At 67.5% G+C, this 17,520-nt stretch carries 17 protein-coding genes; 10 read left to right on the top strand and 7 right to left on the bottom strand.

Annotated features, from left to right (window positions below):
* Positions 1 to 133 precede the first annotated feature (133 nt).
* A complete protein-coding gene (locus NY1_RS31085) occupies positions 134 to 1,204 on the top strand; it encodes an ABC transporter ATP-binding protein (RefSeq protein ID WP_067720710.1) in 1,071 nt (356 codons plus the stop codon).
* A gap of 1 nt (position 1,205) precedes the next feature.
* Here NY1_RS31085 and NY1_RS31080 read toward each other — a convergent pair whose 3' ends face one another.
* A complete protein-coding gene (locus NY1_RS31080) occupies positions 1,206 to 1,709 on the bottom strand; it encodes a winged helix-turn-helix transcriptional regulator (RefSeq protein WP_067720798.1) in 504 nt (167 codons plus the stop codon).
* A 162-nt stretch (positions 1,710 to 1,871) separates the two neighbouring features.
* Between NY1_RS31080 and NY1_RS31075 the strand changes: the two genes are divergently transcribed.
* Positions 1,872 to 3,041, top strand: a complete 1,170-nt coding sequence (locus NY1_RS31075; RefSeq protein WP_067720709.1) for a thiolase family protein — start codon at positions 1,872 to 1,874, stop codon at positions 3,039 to 3,041.
* 58 nt (positions 3,042 to 3,099) lie between these two features.
* Here the strand turns inward: NY1_RS31075 and NY1_RS31070 are convergent, their stop codons facing one another.
* A complete protein-coding gene (locus NY1_RS31070; protein ID WP_067720708.1) occupies positions 3,100 to 3,441 on the bottom strand; it encodes a hypothetical protein in 342 nt (113 codons plus the stop codon).
* 28 nt (positions 3,442 to 3,469) lie between these two features.
* Positions 3,470 to 3,853, bottom strand: a complete 384-nt coding sequence (locus tag NY1_RS31065; protein WP_157762573.1) for a hypothetical protein — start codon at positions 3,851 to 3,853, stop codon at positions 3,470 to 3,472.
* Positions 3,854 to 5,472: 1,619 nt separating this feature from the next.
* On the opposite strand from NY1_RS31065, the gene NY1_RS31060 reads away from it, so the two are divergent.
* Positions 5,473 to 6,447, top strand: a complete 975-nt coding sequence (locus NY1_RS31060; protein ID WP_067720706.1) for an o-succinylbenzoate synthase — start codon at positions 5,473 to 5,475, stop codon at positions 6,445 to 6,447.
* A gap of 42 nt (positions 6,448 to 6,489) precedes the next feature.
* Here the strand turns inward: NY1_RS31060 and NY1_RS31055 are convergent, their stop codons facing one another.
* Complete coding sequence (locus tag NY1_RS31055; RefSeq protein ID WP_084535668.1) at positions 6,490 to 7,002, bottom strand: TIGR04338 family metallohydrolase; 513 nt, start codon at positions 7,000 to 7,002, stop codon at positions 6,490 to 6,492.
* Positions 6,999 to 7,838 carry a DUF2786 domain-containing protein gene (locus NY1_RS31050; RefSeq protein WP_233434568.1) on the bottom strand — a complete coding sequence of 280 codons (840 nt, stop codon included), beginning with the start codon at positions 7,836 to 7,838 and terminating at the stop codon, positions 6,999 to 7,001. Before NY1_RS31050 ends, NY1_RS31055 begins: the two co-directional genes overlap by 4 nt.
* Positions 7,839 to 7,974: 136 nt before the next feature.
* Between NY1_RS31050 and NY1_RS31045 the strand changes: the two genes are divergently transcribed.
* The 6 genes from NY1_RS31045 to NY1_RS31020 all read left to right on the top strand — a co-directional run bounded on the left by NY1_RS31045 (position 7,975) and on the right by NY1_RS31020 (position 14,786).
* Positions 7,975 to 9,270, top strand: a complete 1,296-nt coding sequence (locus NY1_RS31045; RefSeq protein WP_067720705.1) for an ABC transporter substrate-binding protein — start codon at positions 7,975 to 7,977, stop codon at positions 9,268 to 9,270.
* A 96-nt stretch (positions 9,271 to 9,366) separates the two neighbouring features.
* Positions 9,367 to 10,347, top strand: coding sequence for a carbohydrate ABC transporter permease (locus tag NY1_RS31040; protein ID WP_067720795.1), 981 nt, complete (start codon positions 9,367 to 9,369; stop codon positions 10,345 to 10,347).
* Between the two features lie 74 nt (positions 10,348 to 10,421).
* Entirely contained in the window at positions 10,422 to 11,243 is an 822-nt protein-coding gene (locus NY1_RS31035; protein ID WP_067720794.1) for a carbohydrate ABC transporter permease, read from the top strand.
* 268 nt (positions 11,244 to 11,511) lie between these two features.
* Positions 11,512 to 13,647, top strand: coding sequence for a transglycosylase domain-containing protein (locus tag NY1_RS31030; protein ID WP_439956053.1), 2,136 nt, complete (start codon positions 11,512 to 11,514; stop codon positions 13,645 to 13,647).
* Positions 13,648 to 13,899: 252 nt separating this feature from the next.
* Positions 13,900 to 14,355: a GyrI-like domain-containing protein gene (locus NY1_RS31025; RefSeq protein WP_067720704.1), complete on the top strand. Its 456-nt coding sequence runs from the start codon at positions 13,900 to 13,902 to the stop codon at positions 14,353 to 14,355.
* 5 nt (positions 14,356 to 14,360) lie between these two features.
* Entirely contained in the window at positions 14,361 to 14,786 is a 426-nt protein-coding gene (locus NY1_RS31020) for a GyrI-like domain-containing protein (protein WP_067720703.1), read from the top strand.
* Between the two features lie 175 nt (positions 14,787 to 14,961).
* Here NY1_RS31020 and NY1_RS31015 read toward each other — a convergent pair whose 3' ends face one another.
* Positions 14,962 to 16,059: an inositol-3-phosphate synthase gene (locus NY1_RS31015; RefSeq protein ID WP_067720702.1), complete on the bottom strand. Its 1,098-nt coding sequence runs from the start codon at positions 16,057 to 16,059 to the stop codon at positions 14,962 to 14,964.
* Positions 16,052 to 16,609, bottom strand: a complete 558-nt coding sequence (locus NY1_RS31010; RefSeq protein ID WP_067720701.1) for a PadR family transcriptional regulator — start codon at positions 16,607 to 16,609, stop codon at positions 16,052 to 16,054. The genes NY1_RS31015 and NY1_RS31010 overlap by 8 nt, the downstream gene beginning before the upstream one ends.
* A gap of 173 nt (positions 16,610 to 16,782) precedes the next feature.
* Between NY1_RS31010 and NY1_RS31005 the strand changes: the two genes are divergently transcribed.
* Positions 16,783 to 17,196 (top strand): DUF5318 domain-containing protein, encoded by a 414-nt coding sequence (locus NY1_RS31005; RefSeq protein WP_084523838.1) that lies wholly within the window; start codon positions 16,783 to 16,785, stop codon positions 17,194 to 17,196.
* Positions 17,197 to 17,520: the final 324 nt, after the last annotated feature.

Raw genomic sequence — 17,520 nt, 5'->3', positions numbered from 1 at the left:
CCTGAAACTTTCGGGCGTACCCCTGAAAAGGGGGTTCGGGGGCGAAGCCCCCGAGAGCCTCCGAGAGTTGGGTCAACCCCCTCTACAACGGATCGTCCGGCACGTTCCTGCCGGTGAAGGGATGTGATCCACCGTGGCTACGGTGACATTCGACCAGGCCACCCGGCTGTACCCGGGCTCCGACAAACCCGCCGTCGACGCGCTGAACCTGGAAATCGCCGATGGTGAATTCCTGGTGCTGGTCGGCCCGTCCGGCTGTGGCAAGTCCACCTCGCTGCGCATGCTCGCGGGCTTGGAGGAGGTGAGCGGCGGGCGCATCCTGATCGGGGCGAACGACGTCACGCACGCCGAACCCAAGGAACGCGATATCGCCATGGTGTTCCAGAACTACGCGCTGTATCCGCATATGAGCGTCGCGGAGAACATGGGCTTCGCGTTGAAGATGGCGAAGGTGTCCAAAGCCGAACGGCAGGAACGGGTGCTGGAGGCGGCCAAGCTGCTCGACCTCGAGCAGTACCTGGATCGCAAGCCCAAGGCGCTCTCCGGTGGTCAGCGTCAGCGCGTGGCCATGGGGCGCGCGATCGTGCGGCAGCCGCAGGTGTTCCTGATGGACGAGCCGCTGTCGAACCTGGACGCCAAGCTGCGCGTGCAGACCCGCACGCAGATCGCCCAGTTGCAGCGGCGGCTCGGGACCACCACCGTGTACGTGACCCATGATCAGGTCGAGGCCATGACCATGGGGGATCGGGTGGCGGTGCTCAAGGACGGGCTGTTGCAGCAGTGCGCCTCGCCGCGGGATCTGTACCGGAATCCGGCCAATCTGTTCGTGGCCGGGTTCATGGGCTCGCCCGCGATGAACCTGTTCACGCTGCCGGTCACCAATGGGACCGTGACGCTGGGCGGGTGCCCGCTGCAGTTGCCGCGGTCGGTGGCGGCGGCGACCGGGCCGAGCGTGGTGGTGGGCGTGCGGCCGGAGCATCTGGAGATCACCGGGCAGGGGACGGGGATCGCCATGGAGGTGGACGTGGTGGAGGAGCTCGGCTCCGACGCCTACGTGTACGGGCGGACGCTCGGTGACGGGGAAACGATTGTGGCGCGGGCGGATTGGCGGAATCCGCCGGCCAAGGGCGCACAGCTCACCCTGGTGGCGGATGGGGAGCACGTGTACTTCTTCGCGCCCGAGGATGGGCGGCGGTTGAACTGAGTCAGTCCGGTTGGTGGCGGCGCTTCCGCCACCAACCGGGATTGACCCGGACGCGCAGATTCTCCAGGGAGACTTTGTTTCCCGAGGCGCTGCGCAATTCGACCTCTACCGGTTCGCCGGTCGCGTCCTCCAGGCGTTGCAGGGGCGGTTCGCCGTTCTGGAGGTACTTGTCGCCCCATTGCCAGAGGGCGACCACGACGGGGAGCAGGTCCGAGCCCATCGGGGTGAGCACATATTCGTGCCGGGTGCGCTTGCCCTCTTCCTGATAGGGGCGCTTTTCGAAAAGCCCGGCATCCACAAGCTTCTTCAATGCGCTCGATGCCGCGGCATCGGTGATGCCCACCCGCGTCGCGAAGCCATCGAACCTGGTCGTGCCGTAGTACGCCTCGCGCAGGATCAGGATCGCCGAGCGCGTTCCGACCAGGTCCATCGCCTTGGCGATCGAGCATTCCTCGGGTTTCCACGCGCTCAGGTCACTGAGCTTTCCTTCCAATACGGCCGACATGGCACACATCATACCCAAGCTGACTTGCCTGAACTATGGCCAGCTCCTAACCTGACTTTAGAGCGACAAAGTCAGCGCTTGCCACGGCCCCACCGGGGGTCCGGGGGCCAGGCCCCCGGATACCCCCTGCGGTGCACGGCAGCGCATTCGGAAGGAATCGCAATGAGAGACGCAGTCATCGTCGAAGCGGTCCGCAGCCCGATCGGCAAGGGCAAGCCGAACGGCGCATTGCACGGGGTGCATCCGGTCGATCTGTTCGCGCACAGCCTGCGAGAAGTGGTGCGGCGCAGCGAGATCGATCCCGCCTTGATCGACGATGTGATCGGCGGTGTCGTCACCGCCGTCGGTGAACAGGGCTCCAACCTCACCCGGCGCGCGGCCCTGGCCGCCGGCTATCCGGAATCGGTGCCCGCCACCACCGTCGACCGGCAGTGCGGCAGCAGCCAGCAGGCGATCCACTTCGCGGCGCAGGGCGTGATCGCCGGGGCGTACGACATCGTGGTGGCCGGCGGCGTGGAATCCATGAGCCGGGTTCCCATGGGGGCCAATATGGTCGGCGCGGAGGACATCGCGGGCGTCGGGTTCGCCGAACGCTATCCCGAGGGCCTCGTCCCGCAGGGCATCAGCGCCGAGTTGATCGCCGCCAAATGGGGGCTGTCCCGCACACAGCTCGACGAATTCGCCCTGAGCAGCCACGAAAAGGCCGCCACCGCAACGAAGAACGGCCTCTTCGAAGCCCAGCTGGCGCCCTTGAACGGCATCACGTTCGACGAGGGCATCCGTACCGGCAGCACCCTGGACACCCTCGCCGGCCTCCGGCCCGCCTACTACAGCGAGGAGATGGCCGCGCGCTTCCCGCAGATCGGCTGGAACATCACCGCCGCCAACGCATCCCAGATCAACGACGGCAGCTCCGCGGTCCTGATCATGACCAGCGAACGCGCCGCCCAGCTCGGCCTGCGCCCCCTCGCCCGTCTGCACAGCTTCGCCGTGGCCGGCGACGATCCGCTGCTCATGCTGACCGCCGTCATCCCCGCGACCCGCAAAGTCCTGCAACGCGCCGGGCTCGAACTGTCCGACATCGACCTGTTCGAAGTCAACGAAGCGTTCTCCTCGGTAGTGCTGGCCTGGGCGCAAGACACGGGCGCCGACCTGTCCAAGGTGAACGTGAACGGCGGCGCGATCGCCCTCGGCCACCCCCTCGGCGCCTCGGGCTCCCGCCTGGCCGCCACCCTCGTCCACGCCCTCCACGACCGCGGCGCCCGCTACGGCCTCCAAACCATGTGCGAGGCAGGCGGACTCGCCAACGCCACCATCTACGAAAGGCTCTGAAATTCGGGTGGCACACCAGGGTGGAGTTCTGTCCGGAATGTCCGCGCTGGTGTGCCACTCAACCGCTCGCCCCGACGGCGACGATCGCTACGAAGAGGCCTAAGACCCACGCGAGGGTTACCAAGGGGAAGATCAATAGTGCTGTGGGCCAGGAACGCTGGCGGAATTGGTACTCGCGGAGGATCCACAGGGGAACCACCATCGCGGCGATGACGATGCCGGCCCAGCCGACGGCGTATGCCACCGGCAGGTAGCGGGTATCGCCCGGTTCGCGTGCCAGGAGGTCGTACTCCGGCACCAGAAGCGCCATGAACCAGGCGAATCCGGCGCCCAGCAGGTAGATCACCACGGCGACGGCCAGGTCTCCCGGCCGCGGCGGCGGCCGCCAGTACTCCGCCATACCTCCAGGATGCCCAGCCCGCCCCGTTTCAGTCCGCGATCGCGCTGCTCACCAGCACGTGCCCGGCCGCGCCCGCGACCAGGATCACCGGCACCGCGATGGCGAGCGCCAGCCACGGCCGCTTCCGGCCCGTGAGCGCCGCGACCGACGTCAGCACCAACCCGGTGATCAGCGCCAGCGACATCCCGCCACCGGCGATCATCAAACCCCACAACGCAGAACTGGGCGGTCGCACCAGATCGCACTGCACCGAGAAATCCTTCTTCGCCGTACACCGGTTGTGCACAAGCTGGAAGAACTTCCCGAACAGGTCGTTCCCGAACCCGAACATGGCAACGACGCCGACGAGGAACAACGCCCCACTTATCCCCAGGTCGAGCATCCGCACGCCCCGCCCGGGGATGGCCGTCACCGCGCCCGCGACCCCGAGCCCGTCACCCTTGCTTCCCGATTTTCCCGAACCCGACGCACTCGCAACCGATCCCGCGCTCCCGACCGCAGCCCACTCACCGGTAGACGGACCGCCAGACTTCGACCCGGTCTGCTGCGGCCACTCACCGGTGGACGGCCCGGCTTGCTTCGGCCATTCCCCACTGGCCGGTCCCTGCGGTGGCCAGGCACCACTGTTCGGGCCGGACGGCGAATTCACTCCCGCACCAGCGAAATTCTGCGCCGCGGCCGCCTGCGGCCCGTAGTTCCGCGGCTGCGATCCGCTATCCGGCTGGTTCGCAGACTTTCCGCGCCCGGCATCGTGAGGCCCCGGCCGACCCTGCGGCGCCACCGGCCGAGACGGATCCGACTGTCCGCGACCGGAATCGAATCCCCCGCGTCCCGACTGCGGATCTCCGGAACCGGCCGCTCCCGGGCCGACCCCCGGCTGCGGTCCGCGCGGATCACGTGCGGGTCCCGTCGGCCCACGCCCCTGCGGCGGCTGCTGCACCCGCGGATCGGAAGGCTGATCTCCGAAGCCGCGAGCCGGTCCGGAGCCCGCCGCGTATCTACTCGCCGAACCCGAACTCGGCTCGTCACCGAACCGGTTGGTAGGTCCCTCGGTCCCAGGGCGGCTATCAGGGGTCTGCCGACTGCCCGGCAGCACTCCCGGCGTCTGCCAACCGCCGGCTTGACCGCCGGACCGATCCGCGGCCGGATCGTTCCCACCTAGCTTGTTGGTCGGGCGCTCGTCGCCCGAGCGGCCCAGTGTCCCAACAGCATTGCCGTCCGATCCCGGAGGCGCGACCGGACCACCCGAGTTCCGGGCCGGCGCGACATCCGTCGGATCATTGCGCCCGATCTCGCCCCGCGGACGAGAAACCGGCTGCCGCTGCCCACCGGGTGCTTGCGGCCTGCCGGATTGCCCTGGGCCGCCGAAGGATTGCGGGCCGCCCGGCTGCCCGGTAGCGCCGGGGAACGGCGGCGGGTTCGACTGACCGGCAGGTCCGAACTGCTGCGGCGGCGCGCCGGGTTCCGGGCGGACGCCGCGCTGGCCGGGACCGACCGGCGGGTTGTTTTCCGGCCTTGACGAACGGCCGAGGTCCGGGCCGAAATCAGCTGCCGGGCCGCGCGATTGCGGGCCGGGCCCACCCGGGTTCGGGGGATACGAGCGACCGGGAACCGGCGCACCACCCGGCTGCGGCGGAATCTGCTGCGGGCCGCCGACCGAATTCGGCCCCTCCCCCGGACCCCATACCGGCGGCGACGGCGGCGCGACCTGGCGGCCTTCCGACGACTTGTTCGATCGGAGGGTCTCCACGTCTTCCTGACGAGGTTCCTCTGGCGGCGGCTTCATGATGTGCGGGCTCCCCCCGGGTCGTTCGACGCTCTGACCGCATTTTGAACGGCTCCCCGCGCCACCGCTACCCCATAACCCGGCGCGCACACCGCACTCGATCACCCGCGATACCGGTTCACCAGGCCGTACCGATGTCACGCGGGTAGATGAGGCTGGGCAACGTCTTTCGCCGACCAGGTGGCACCTGGGGCCGGCGAAACCGCAAGGAAGGGTGTTCGAGCTGGGCGAGTAGCGTTCGGGCGATGAGCGAGAGCGCGGATTTCGGGGCGTCTGTGGTGTACGCGATTCCGATGCGGACGCGGTTTCGGGGGATCACCGTGCGAGAAGGGATGCTGATTCCCGGACCCGCCGGGTGGGGGGAGTTCTGCGCGTTTCCCGAGTACGACGATCGGGAGGCGGCGGCCTGGCTGGCTACGGCGGTCGAGCAGGCGACGGTGGGGTGGCCCGCGACGGTGCGGGCTCGGGTGCCGGTGAATTGCATCGTGCCGGCGGTGGGGCCGGAGCGGGCGCGGGAGATCGTGGCCGGATCCGGTTGCCGGACAGCGAAAGTGAAGGTTGCTGATCATCCGGATTCGCTGGGCGAGGATCTGGAGCGGGTGGCGGCGGTGCGCGAGGCGCTCGGGCCCGACGGGGCGGTGCGGGTGGATGCGAACGCCGTGTGGGATGTGGATACGGCTGTGGAGCGGATCAAGTTGATCGATCGGGCCGCAGGTGGGCTCGAATATGTGGAGCAGCCTTGCCGGACGGTGGAGGAACTGGCGGCGGTGCGGCGGCGGGTGGATGTGCGGATCGCGGCGGACGAATCGATTCGGCGGGCCGAGGATCCGATGCGGGTCGCGGTGGCGGGGGCGGCCGATGTGGCGGTATTGAAATGCACGCCGTTGGGCGGGGTGCGGCGGGCGCTGGCGGTGGCGGAGGCGGCGGGATTGCCGTGCATCGTGTCGTCGGCGCTGGAGACGAGTGTGGGGCTGGCGGCACAGATTCGGCTGGCGGCGAGCCTGCCGGAGCTCGAATTCGCCTGCGGGCTGGATACTTTGTCGCTGTTCACCGGGGATCTGGTGACGGAATCGCTGCGGCCGGTGGATGGGTTTCTCGCGGTGCCGCAGAGCGCGCCGGAACCTGATCCGGAATTGCTGGAGCGGTATCGGCATCCCGATGCGGAGCGGGTGCGGTGGTGGCGGGAACGATTGGATCGGGTGCGAAAGCTGCTGCCCTGACCCCGGCGGGATCAACAGCGCGCGGCGGAATGGCTCGGGCGCTCAGGCTATGCGGACGCCGCAGGAATACAGGGTGGTGCGCAGTATGAGTGCGGCTTCGGGGCCGATGATCCCGTCCGCCAATTCGAGGTAGCGGGCGCAGAATTCGGGGCCGTGCGGTGCGGTTTCGCCGGGGGCGGGGTCGAGGTGATGCGCCAGTTCGTGGAGGATCACCAATTCCCGTAGCGCCCAGGCGGTTCCACCGACGTGCAGGGGGACGGCCAGGATCGAACCCTCGGCTTCGTAGTGGGCGGCCTTCGCGCCCGCGCGGGAACGGACCGTGACGGGTGTGCTCGCGCGATCCCATCGGGCGCGTATCCAATTCAGCGCCAGCACTTTATCCACATAACTCTGCACCGATTCCACCGAGGCGAAACGCCGCTCGACGGGCAACGTCAGCTGCGAACCGTGCATTTCGACAGTGCGCGTCCCGAATTCATCGGCGCGGTCGAACATCCCCCGGACCAGCATCTCCGCGTCGTAGACCCGGCTGCGCTGGGAATCGCGGACCGTCACCCCTCGCCTCGCGGCAATTGCCCGCGCGCGCCGCCCAATTCGCCGGAATCACCCAGGCGCGCATTGCGTCCGGCACGGTCCCCAGCCCGGCGCGCCGCCGCGGAATATCCGGCCGACGCCTGCGGCCCACGCCAGGTGCCGCGGGCTTCGGAGGTGCGGCCGTAGAAGTCGGTCAGTTCCAATTCCTTGTTGCGCAATGCCAAAGCCGTTCCGGTGGACACCGATTCGGCGACTTCGGTCCGCACCGCCTCGGCCTCCACATCGGCTTTCACCTCGGCCAGCCGCTTGCCGATCCGCGCCGCGAACGCCATCTGGAAATTCAGGCGCGCGGTCACCGCGGCCACCGGCGTCTGCACCTTGCGCTGGATCTTGCGCCCCCAGCGGCTTTCGACCACCACTTTCTCGGTGGTCGCCGATTTGTAGGACCCGGATTTGATGTACTGGTCCGACGCCCGCACCATCTGGATCAGCAGGCTCGTGTACAGCGCCTCACAAGTATCGATATCGGTGTCGAATCCGTAGGCGTAGACGGTGGTCGAAGTCCGCGCCACATCGCATTTCACGTCATTGGCCGACGCGATGGCCACGAACAGCTGCACATACGTCCGCAGCCCGCGCTTGCCCGCCTCGCCGATCGGGATCACCCGCTGCACCGGCGTCGGCCGCCGCTCCCGGGTCGAGATGTGCGCCCGCGCCACCGCCAGATCGATCGAGGACCGGGTGGCCAGCTTCTGCGCCGCCGCCAGAAAGGCTTCCGCCTCATGGGAGTTCTCGGTCGACTCGGCCTGCCGCAGCAAACCGCCGATCCGAGTGAGCATCTTCTCCTGAGCCGACATCGCCAACAGCCTAGCGACCTGCGCTACCTGCGCGAACGTGAGGTAGTCCGGGCGTGCGGAACCTCCACCATGTATCTTCCCTTGTGCACCCGGCCCAGTGTGCTGCCGCTCACGTCTCGACCCTGGAGTATCCGCGATGGCTTTGAAGCAGGTCCTACGTACGTCACTGGTCCCACGCGCCGCCGTGGTCATGACCGGAGCCGCGCTGCTGACGGCGACCTTCGTCAGCGCCTGCTCCAGTGACAGTGGGAGCAGCCCCGTCTCGCAGAACCTGACGGGCCGCGGGCCGATCACCTACGTCGAGGGCAAGGACACCACCGAGACCGGTGCGGTCAAGCAGCTCGTCGAGCGCTGGAACGCCGCGCACCCGGACGAGAAGGTGACGTTCAAGGAGCAGTCGAACGACGCCAACCAGCAGTACGACGATCTCAAGCAGCACCTGAACGCGAAGAGCTCCGACTACGACGTGGTCGCGCTCGACGTGCCGTGGACCGCCGAGTTCGCCGCCAAGGGCTGGATCCAGCCGCTCAAGGACCAGTTCCAGATCGACACCTCGACGCTGCTGTCGCCGCCGGTCGCCTCGGCCACCTACAACGGCACCCTGTACGCCGCGCCGCGCAACACCAACGGCGGCCTGCTGTACTACCGCAAGGACCTGGTGCAGGAAGCCCCCAAGACCTGGTCGGAGCTGCTGGCCAGCTGCCCGAAGGCGCGCGAGGCCGGAATCGGTTGCTACGCGGGCCAGTTCGCCCCCTACGAGGGCCTGACCGTGAACACCGCCGAGGTCATCAACGCCTTCGGCGGCAGCTTCGTGGGCGCGGACGGCAAGACCCCGACGGTGAACTCGCCGCAGGCGCGCGCCGGGCTGTCGATCCTGGTGGAGGCGTACAAGAACGGCGACATCCCGCCGCAGGCGCTCTCGTTCAAGGAGCCGGAGTCGCAGAACGCCTTCGTCACCGGCAAGCTCATGTACATGCGCGGCTGGCCGTCCAGCTTCGGTGACGCCGGTTCCGACGCCTCCGCGGTGAAGGACAAGTTCGGGGTCGCCCCGCTGCCCGGCAAGGACGGCATCGGCGCCTCCACCCTCGGTGGCTACAACGCCGCCATCAGCGCCTTCTCCAAGAACAAGGCCACCGCGCTGGACTTCCTGCGCTACCTGATCAGCGAGGACGCCCAGCACATCGTGGCGCAGGGCGCGCTGCCGTCGGTCCGCGCCTCGGTCTACGACGATCCGGCGCTGATCGCCAAGATGCCGTACCTGCCCGCGCTCAAGGACTCCATCGCCTCGGCGGTGCCGCGTCCGGTGACCCCGTACTACTCGGCGGTGTCGAAGGCCGTGCAGGAGAACGCCTACAAGGCGATCGAGGGCAAGCAGTCCGTCGACGAAGCGATCATCGGGATGCAGAAGGGCATCGAGACCGCCGGGTCGTAGGATTCTCCCGTCTTGACGAGTCCGTCCCGCAGGAGAAGAGAAACGGTGTCACGTCCTTCGGGAGCGACCGAGGTCGCGCCGCCCGATCTGCCCGGCATGTCCACGAAACCCGCTGCCTCCGCGCCGAAGCGCCGTACCGGTATGTCCGGTACGGCGAAGGCCTGGCTGTTCGTCACGCCGGTGCTGCTGGCGCTGGCGGTGGTGATCGGCTACCCGGTAGTCCGGGCGCTGATCATGTCGTTCCAGAAGGATTCCGGGCTCGATCCCGCCACCGGCATGTTCGTCGAGGGCGGCAATGCCGGATTCGACAACTACACGCACTGGCTGATGCAGCAGTGCACCAACAGTTTCGGTGAGACGGTCAGCTGCCCCACCGGCAATCTGGGCTCGCAGTTCTGGCTGGCCATCGGCGTCACCCTGTTCTTCACCGTGATCACGGTGACGCTGGAGGCCACCATCGGCCTGGGCATGGCCATGATCATGGGTAAGACCTTCAAGGGCCGGGCGCTGCTGCGCGCGGCCGTGCTCATTCCGTGGGCCATCCCCACCGCCGTCACGGCGCGGTTGTGGGAGTTCATGTTCCAGTACGACGGCGTGGTCAACCGGGTGCTCGGCACCCACATCCTGTGGACCGTGGACGAATGGCCGTCCCGGTTCGCGGTCATCGCCGCCGACGTGTGGAAGACCACCCCGTTCATGGCGCTGCTGATCCTGGCCGGGCTGCAGGTGATTCCGGAGGACGTGTACGAGGCCGCCAAGGTGGACGGGGCGTCCGCCTGGCAGCGGTTCTGGCACATCACCATGCCGCTGCTGAAGCCGGCGCTGCTGGTGGCGGTGCTGTTCCGCACCATGGACGCGCTGCGCATGTACGACCTGCCGGCCATCATGACGCAGTCCAATGCCAATACCCGGACCATCTCCATGCTGGTGGTGGATCAGGTGCGGCAGGGGCCCAACAGCGCCTCGGCACTGTCGATCATCACCTTCCTGCTCATCTTCGCGGTGGCGTTCCTGCTGGTGAAGGTGCTGGGCGCCAATGCGGTTCGCACCCAGGAAGCACAGCGGGAGGCGCACTGATGAGCATCAACATGACGAAAGAGCCCGCCGCGCCGAACAAGCCGGGCGTGCAGCCGGTTCCGTGGACGAAGAAGCTGGCCTCGGCGCGGGTTTATCTGGGCGCGCTGATCGTGCTGGTGTGGGGGCTGGGACCGTTCTACTGGATGGTCGTGACCGCGCTGCGCGATCCGGACTACCAGTTCGACAACACCCCGTGGCCCACCCATGTGACGTTCGAGAACTTCAGCAATGCGTTCGACACCAGTCGCGGCAACGACTTCGGGCGGGCGCTGGGCAACAGCGTCATCATCGGGCTGTTCACCACGGTGATCGCGCTGATCATCGGCGTGATGGCGGCGTACGCGTTGGCGCGGCTGACCTTCAAGGGCCAGTACGTGGTGTCGGGGCTGATCCTGTCGGCGTCCATGTTCCCGGTGGTGGTGCTGGTGACGCCGCTGTTCCAGCTGTTCACCGATATCGGGTGGATCGGGCACTACCAGGCCATGATCATTCCGAACATTTCGTTCGTGCTGCCCATGACGGTGTACATCCTGGCGTCGTTCTTCACCGAATTGCCTTGGGAGCTGGAGGAAGCGGCGCGGATCGACGGGGCGTCGCGGTTCCAGGCGTTCCGGTTGATCATGCTGCCGCTGGCGGCGCCGGCCGTATTCACCACGGCCATCCTGGCTTTCATCGCCGCGGTGAACGAATACCTGCTGGCGCGGCTGCTGTCGTCGGACAAGACCGAGCCGGTGACGGTGGCCGTCGCCCGGTTCTCGGGTAACAACCCGCTGGTCCAGCCCTATGCGGCCATTATGGCGGCGGGCACCATCGTGACCATTCCGCTGGTGATCATGGTGTTGCTGTTCCAGCGCCGCATCATCTCGGGTCTGACCGCGGGCGGCGTGAAGAGCTGAGCCTTCGGCTCAGCAGGAAAGGGGGTTTCGGGGGCTTCGCCCCCGGGACCCCCATATGCCGGGCGCGGGCGCTGCCCCCGGACCCCTTGCCTGGCGCAGGCGCGCAATACCGCCGACCGGTCGGGTGTGTCCATTAGCATGGGTCGCGCCGCACAGCGCTGTCTGCGGCTTCCTCCGTACACGCAAGCTTTTTCGACGCTCCAGTGAGGAGATGTTCGTGAGCTCGTCCCGTAAACGGCGTCGCAGTGATCCGGCACCGTACGCCACCATGGCTGGCTGGAATGAGCTCGCTACCGCACGGCGTCAACCGTCGCACAGCCGGCCGCGCAAACGGGCGAAACCGCCCGAAAAGCCGTCGAACTCGCTGCGGCCCAAGCACTCGCGCGGGTATCGGGTGTTCCGGGTGCTGGTGACGCTGTTCGCGATCCTGGTCCTGCTGCCCGCCGCGCTGTTCGGGCTGGCGTACTGGAGCGCGGAGATCCCGGACCCGGAATCGGTGCAGACCAATCAGATCGCCACGATTCTCACCGCGGACGGCAATACCGTGATCGCGAAGGTCGTTCCGCCGGAGGGCAATCGGGTCCCGGTGCCGCTCAGCGATGTTCCGCAACCGGTGCGGCTGGCCGTGCTCTCGGCCGAGGATCGCAATTTCTACACCAATCCCGGCTATTCGACCTCGGCGTTCGTGCGCGCGGCCCGGGACAATTTCACCGGCAAGGAAGACGCGGGCGGCGGCTCCACCATCACCCAGCAGTACGTGAAGAACGCCTTCCTGAGTTCCGAACGGACCCTGAGCCGCAAGATGCGCGAGCTCATCATCTCCGCCAAGATGGCCCGCGAATGGAGCAAGGACGACATTCTCGCCGCCTATCTGAACACCATCTACTACGGGCGCGGCGCGTACGGCATCCAGGCGGCGGCGCGGGCGTACTTCGCCAAACCGGTCCCGGAGCTGACCCTGGCCGAGGGCGCGGTGCTGGCGTCGGTGGTGCGCACGCCGTCGGCGCTGGACCCGGAGACGCATCTGGACCAGTTGAAGGCGCGCTGGTCCTACGTGCTGGACGGCATGATCGAGATGGGCGTGCTGCAGCGCACCGAGCGCGCCGCCACCGTGTTCCCGAACATCGTGCCGGTCACCGAGCTGGACGACAGCATTCCGCGCGGACCGGAGGGTTTGATCCGCGCCCAGGTGCTGCGCGAACTGCGCGCCTCCGGGATCAGCGAGCAGGAATTGAATACCGGTGCGCTGCAGATCATCACGACCATCGACGCGCGGGCGCAGCAGGCGGCGCTGAACGCGGTGAACTCCGCGCTGGGCGGGCAGCCGGGTGAATTGCGCACGGCCGTGGTGTCGATCGATCCGCGCACGGGTGCGGTGCGCGCCTATTACGGCGGACCGGACGGTATCGGATTCGATTTCGCGCAAGCCCCCTTGCAAACCGGTTCCGCCTTCAAGACCTTCGCGGTGCTGGCCGCGCTGCAGCAGGGCATCACGATGAACTACAAGATCGACAGCGGTCCGGTGACCGTGAACGGCGAGAAGATCCAGAACGTCGGCGGCGAGACCTGCGGCACCTGCCCGCTGTCGGAGGCGTTCAAGCGCTCGCTCAACACCAGCTTCTACCGGCTCACCCAATCGCTGTTCGAGGGCCCGAAAGCCATTGCCAATGCGGCACATCAGGCGGGCATCCCGGAATCCATTCCGGGCGTGGCGGGCAAGACCCTCACCGAGGACGGCGGGCCGCCGCTGCCGTCGATCGTGCTGGGCGCGTACTCGGTCCGGCCCATCGACATGGCTTCGGCGTACGCCACCCTCGCCGCGTCGGGGGCCTACCGCGCGCCCTACTTCGTGCAGAAGGTGACCACCGCCGACGGCCGGGTGCTGCTGGACCGGGCCGCCGACCCGCAGCGCACCGAACAGCGCATCACCCCGGCCGTGGCCGATACCGTCACCCAGGCCATGCTGCCCATCGCGGCCTACTCCAACGGGCACAATCTGGCGGGCCGGCCCTCGGCAGCCAAGACCGGCACCACCCAGCTCGGCGACAGCGGGCAGAACAAGGACGCCTGGATGGTCGGGTTCACGCCCTCGCTGGCGACCGCGGTGTGGGTGGGAACCGAACAGTCGCAACCGATCCGGACCGCGCGCGGGGCGGCCATCTACGGTTCCGGCCTGCCCGCCGATATCTGGAAGCAGACCATGGACGGCGCGCTGGACGGCGCGCCGGTCGAGCAGTTCCCCAATCCCGATCCGCTGCCCGGCTCGCCGCCGGCCAATGCCAATTGGGACATCCTGAATCCGAATCCGGCCCAGCAGCAGGAACCGGTGGTGATCATCCCGCCCGCCGAACCGCCGAAGCAGGTGGAGATCTTCCCCGGCCTCAGCATTCCGGTCCCCGGATAGCCCGCATGTCCCCGCGACGCGCCGAATCGCCGCCCGCCACCCCCATTCGGGGGTGTGAAGGCGGGGCACTCACGGCTACTGTTCACCGTGATTCGGTGTTGATCATGTTTGCGCGGCGGTCCGCCCCATCCATGGGCAGCCGCGGATATGGTGGAACCGGCTACCGATGCCAGCGACTCCGGCGAATGGTGGCAGGATGCGGGTGGGAGCAGGGTGGGGTCGGACACAGCACGAGACATAGGGGCGACGCCGGTGGAATTCAATGTCGTTGAACGCCACGAGACGCTGGTAGCCGGAACGGTGCTACGCAGCCCGGCTCTCGCGGTCGAAGGACCGCGCCGCGCGAAGGTCGAAGAGGCGTGGAAGCGCACCATGGCGCGCGACCTGCCGGGCCCGCCGGCCACCGCGTACGTGGACCACGCGCCGGAAATCGGCTCGTACCTGACCCATATCGTCGGCTACGAGTGCAAGACCCTCGACGATCTGCTGCCCGGAGATGTGCTGGCGCGCGTCCCCGCCGGCACCTTCGCGCGTTTCGTCCGCACCGGTGACAACCTCGGCGACACCGTGGTGTCCATCTGGCGCACGGTGTGGGATCTGGAGGCGACGGGCCAGCTGACCCGCGCCTACACCGGGGATTTCGAGCACTATCCGGATTCCCGGACGGTGGAGATTTTCGTCGCGCTCGATACGAGCGTGGAGGGGTAGGGGCCGTGGACTTCGAAATCGTCACCCTGGATCCGTTCCTGGTCGGCGGGCTCACCATTCCCCTGGCGGGACGCGAGGTCACCGCACGCGATCTGGACCTGGTCAACTTCACCTGGGATCGCTACCTGGTGCGCGAGAAGAAGGTCGAGCGGGTCGCGGCCTACATCGGCCAGAACGACCACGCCGTAGCCGTTTTGGGCTACGAGCTATCGGACCTCGGTGACCTGGACACCGGCGACGTCGTGACACGGATTCCGTCGGGCCGCTACGCGAAATTCGTTGTCTCCGACAAGCCTTACGATTTGCTGCGCACCGCATGGGCGAAAGTCGCCAAGGCGGAGAACGCGGGAACCATCACCCGCTCCCATACCGCCGAGATCGAGCGCTATACCGGACCGACCTCGGTAGAGGTCTACGTGTCGCTCGACTGAGCCGACTTCAGGAGCTCGAAAAACCAAGAGCGGGGCCGCGATTGATATCGCGGCCCCGCTCCGGGGTTTCAGGGGCCTGCCCCGAACCTCCCCGAGGTGGCAGAGCCAACCCCACCCCTCGGGGTTTCAGGGCTTGCCCGGCCGTTGGGAGGTATGGCCCGAGTTACGAGAGTTGTTACTCCGCGCCGATGATGAAGGCTTCGAGCTGGGCCCGCGCCACGTCGTCGGCGATCTGCTTCGGCGGGGACTTCATCAGGTAGGCCGAGGCCGGGATGACGGGTCCGCCGATACCGCGGTCCTTGGCGATCTTCGCCGCGCGCACCGCGTCGATGATGATGCCGGCCGAGTTCGGCGAGTCCCACACCTCGAGCTTGTACTCCAGGTTCAGCGGCACGTCGCCGAAGGCGCGACCCTCGAGGCGGACGTACGCCCACTTGCGGTCGTCGAGCCACTCGACGTAGTCCGACGGGCCGATGTGCACATTGCGGTCGTGCACCTTGCCCGCCAGCGGACCTTCCAGGTTCGAGGTCACGGCCTGGGTCTTGGAGACCTTCTTGGACTCCAGGCGATCACGCTCGAGCATGTTCTTGAAGTCCATATTGCCGCCGACGTTCAGCTGGTAGGTGCGGTCCAGCGTGACACCGCGGTCCTCGAACAGCTTGGCCATCACACGGTGCGTGATGGTCGCGCCGACCTGCGACTTGATGTCGTCGCCGACGATCGGCACGCCGGCGTCGATGAACTTCTGCGCCCAGACCGGGTCGGAGGCGATGAACACGGGCAGCGCGTTGACGAACGCCACACCGGCGTCGATGGCGCACTGCGCGTAGAACTTGTCCGCCTCTTCGGAACCGACCGGAAGGTAGGAGACGAGGACGTCGACCTTGTTGTCCTTCAGTACCTGCACCACGTCGACCGGCTCGGCCTCGGAGAGCTCGATGGTCTGCGCGTAGTACTTGCCGATGCCGTCGAGGGTCGGCCCACGCTGCACGGTGACGTCGCTCGGCGGCACGTCGGAGATCTTGATGGTGTTGTTCTCGCTGGCGAAGATGGCGTCGGCGAGATCGAAGCCGACCTTCTTCGCGTCCACGTCGAACGCGGCGACGAACTTCACATCGCGCACGTGATACGGACCGAACTTGACGTGCATGAGACCCGGAACAGTCGAGTCAGCGTCGGCGTCCTTGTAGTACTGCACGCCCTGGACCAGGGAAGACGCGCAGTTGCCCACGCCGACGATGGCCACCCGTACTTCGGTGTTGATGTCACTCATGGCCGATATTTCCCTCTTTCTGTGGTGCCGCCTTCGTCGATTGCTCCGCAGCAATCAACTCGTTGAGCCAGCGCACTTCACGCTCGCTTGATTCGAGACCGAGTTGATGGAGCTGGCGGGTGTAGCGATCCAGTTGCCCGCTGGCTCGCTTGATGGCCTCCCGCAGTCCTTCTCGGCGCTCCTCGACCTGCCTCCGCCGCCCCTCCAGAATCCGCATCCGCGCTTCCGCGGGGGTGCGGCTGAAGAAGGCCAGATGAACGCCGAAGCCGTCGTCGGTGTAGTTCTGGGGCCCGGTGTCGGCGAGCAGTTCCGCGAACCGCACCCGCCCCGTTTCAGTCAGTTGGTAAACCCGCCGCGCACGTCGCGTGGTCAAACCTTGCGGGCTCTCCTCAGCGATTAGACCGTCCAGTTGCATTCGCTTCAGGGTCGGATACAGCGACCCGTAGGAGAACGCCCGGAACGGTCCGAGCAGGCCGGTGAGCCGCTTGCGCAGTTCATAGCCGTGCATCGGTGATTCGAGGAGCAGCCCGAGGATTGCCAACTCGAGCACCGGGCCTCACCCCCTGACTGGTTCGTTTCAGATCTAACCGATGGATGCAGTTCCAAACTATATCGCGCCGATATATTTCGCGCGCACCATGGCGCTGACGGCGCGTCTGGGAGATCGATAAGAGTCGATCCGGGGAGTGCGGGGTCGCCACCGCCGCAAGTACTCTGGGTGCCGTGCGAATTCAGCGGCAGGTAGTGGACTATGCGCTCCGGCGTCGGTCGCTGCTCGCCGACGTCTACGCCGGGCGAGTGGCCGTGGCCGAGGTCTGTGACGCGAACCCGTACCTGTTGCGTGCGGCGAAGTTCCACGGGCGCGGGAGCGAGGTCACATGCCCGATCTGCAGGAAAGAGCAGCTGACTCTCGTATCGTGGGTCTACGGCGACGGGCTCGGCCAGATGGCCGGTTCGGCGCGCGCTCCGGAGGAGTTGCTCCGGATGGCCGAAGGCCGCGAGGAGTTCACGGTGCACGTGGTCGAGGTGTGCCGGACCTGCAGTTGGAACCATTTGGTGCAGTCCTATGTGCTGGGCCGTGCTCCCGCGCCGACGGGCCGCCGCCGCTCCGGCACGCGCCGCACCGCCGCCGAGTGAAAGGCCACGCCGACTGCTGATTAGCGGGCAGCCAGCTGCCCGCCGCGGCATGTGTCGCGGGCCCGCGCGGGGCGCTGTAGGACCGCACCGAGCCGCCAGGAACTGTTTGTCGAGTAGCTATTGGAGATCCACGCTGTGAATTCGCCCTATGACGACGGACCGCACCGCGGCCGCCCCCGTGGCGGTTCGCAATCCGGACCCGGTGGCTATCCGCCGCCTCGCCCGAGCGGTCCGCCTCCGGGCGCACGACAGCCGCAGGGCCGGCCCGGGCAGGGCCCGAACGGTCCGGTGCAGCGGGGTCCGCAGCCGGGCGGGCAGCCGCCG

The organism is Nocardia yamanashiensis NBRC 100130 (assembly GCF_001613325.1).
GTDB lineage: Bacteria > Actinomycetota > Actinomycetes > Mycobacteriales > Mycobacteriaceae > Nocardia > Nocardia yamanashiensis.
The sequence above is the reverse complement of the archived record's forward strand: the minus strand, read 5'-3'. Positions and strand labels throughout refer to the sequence as shown.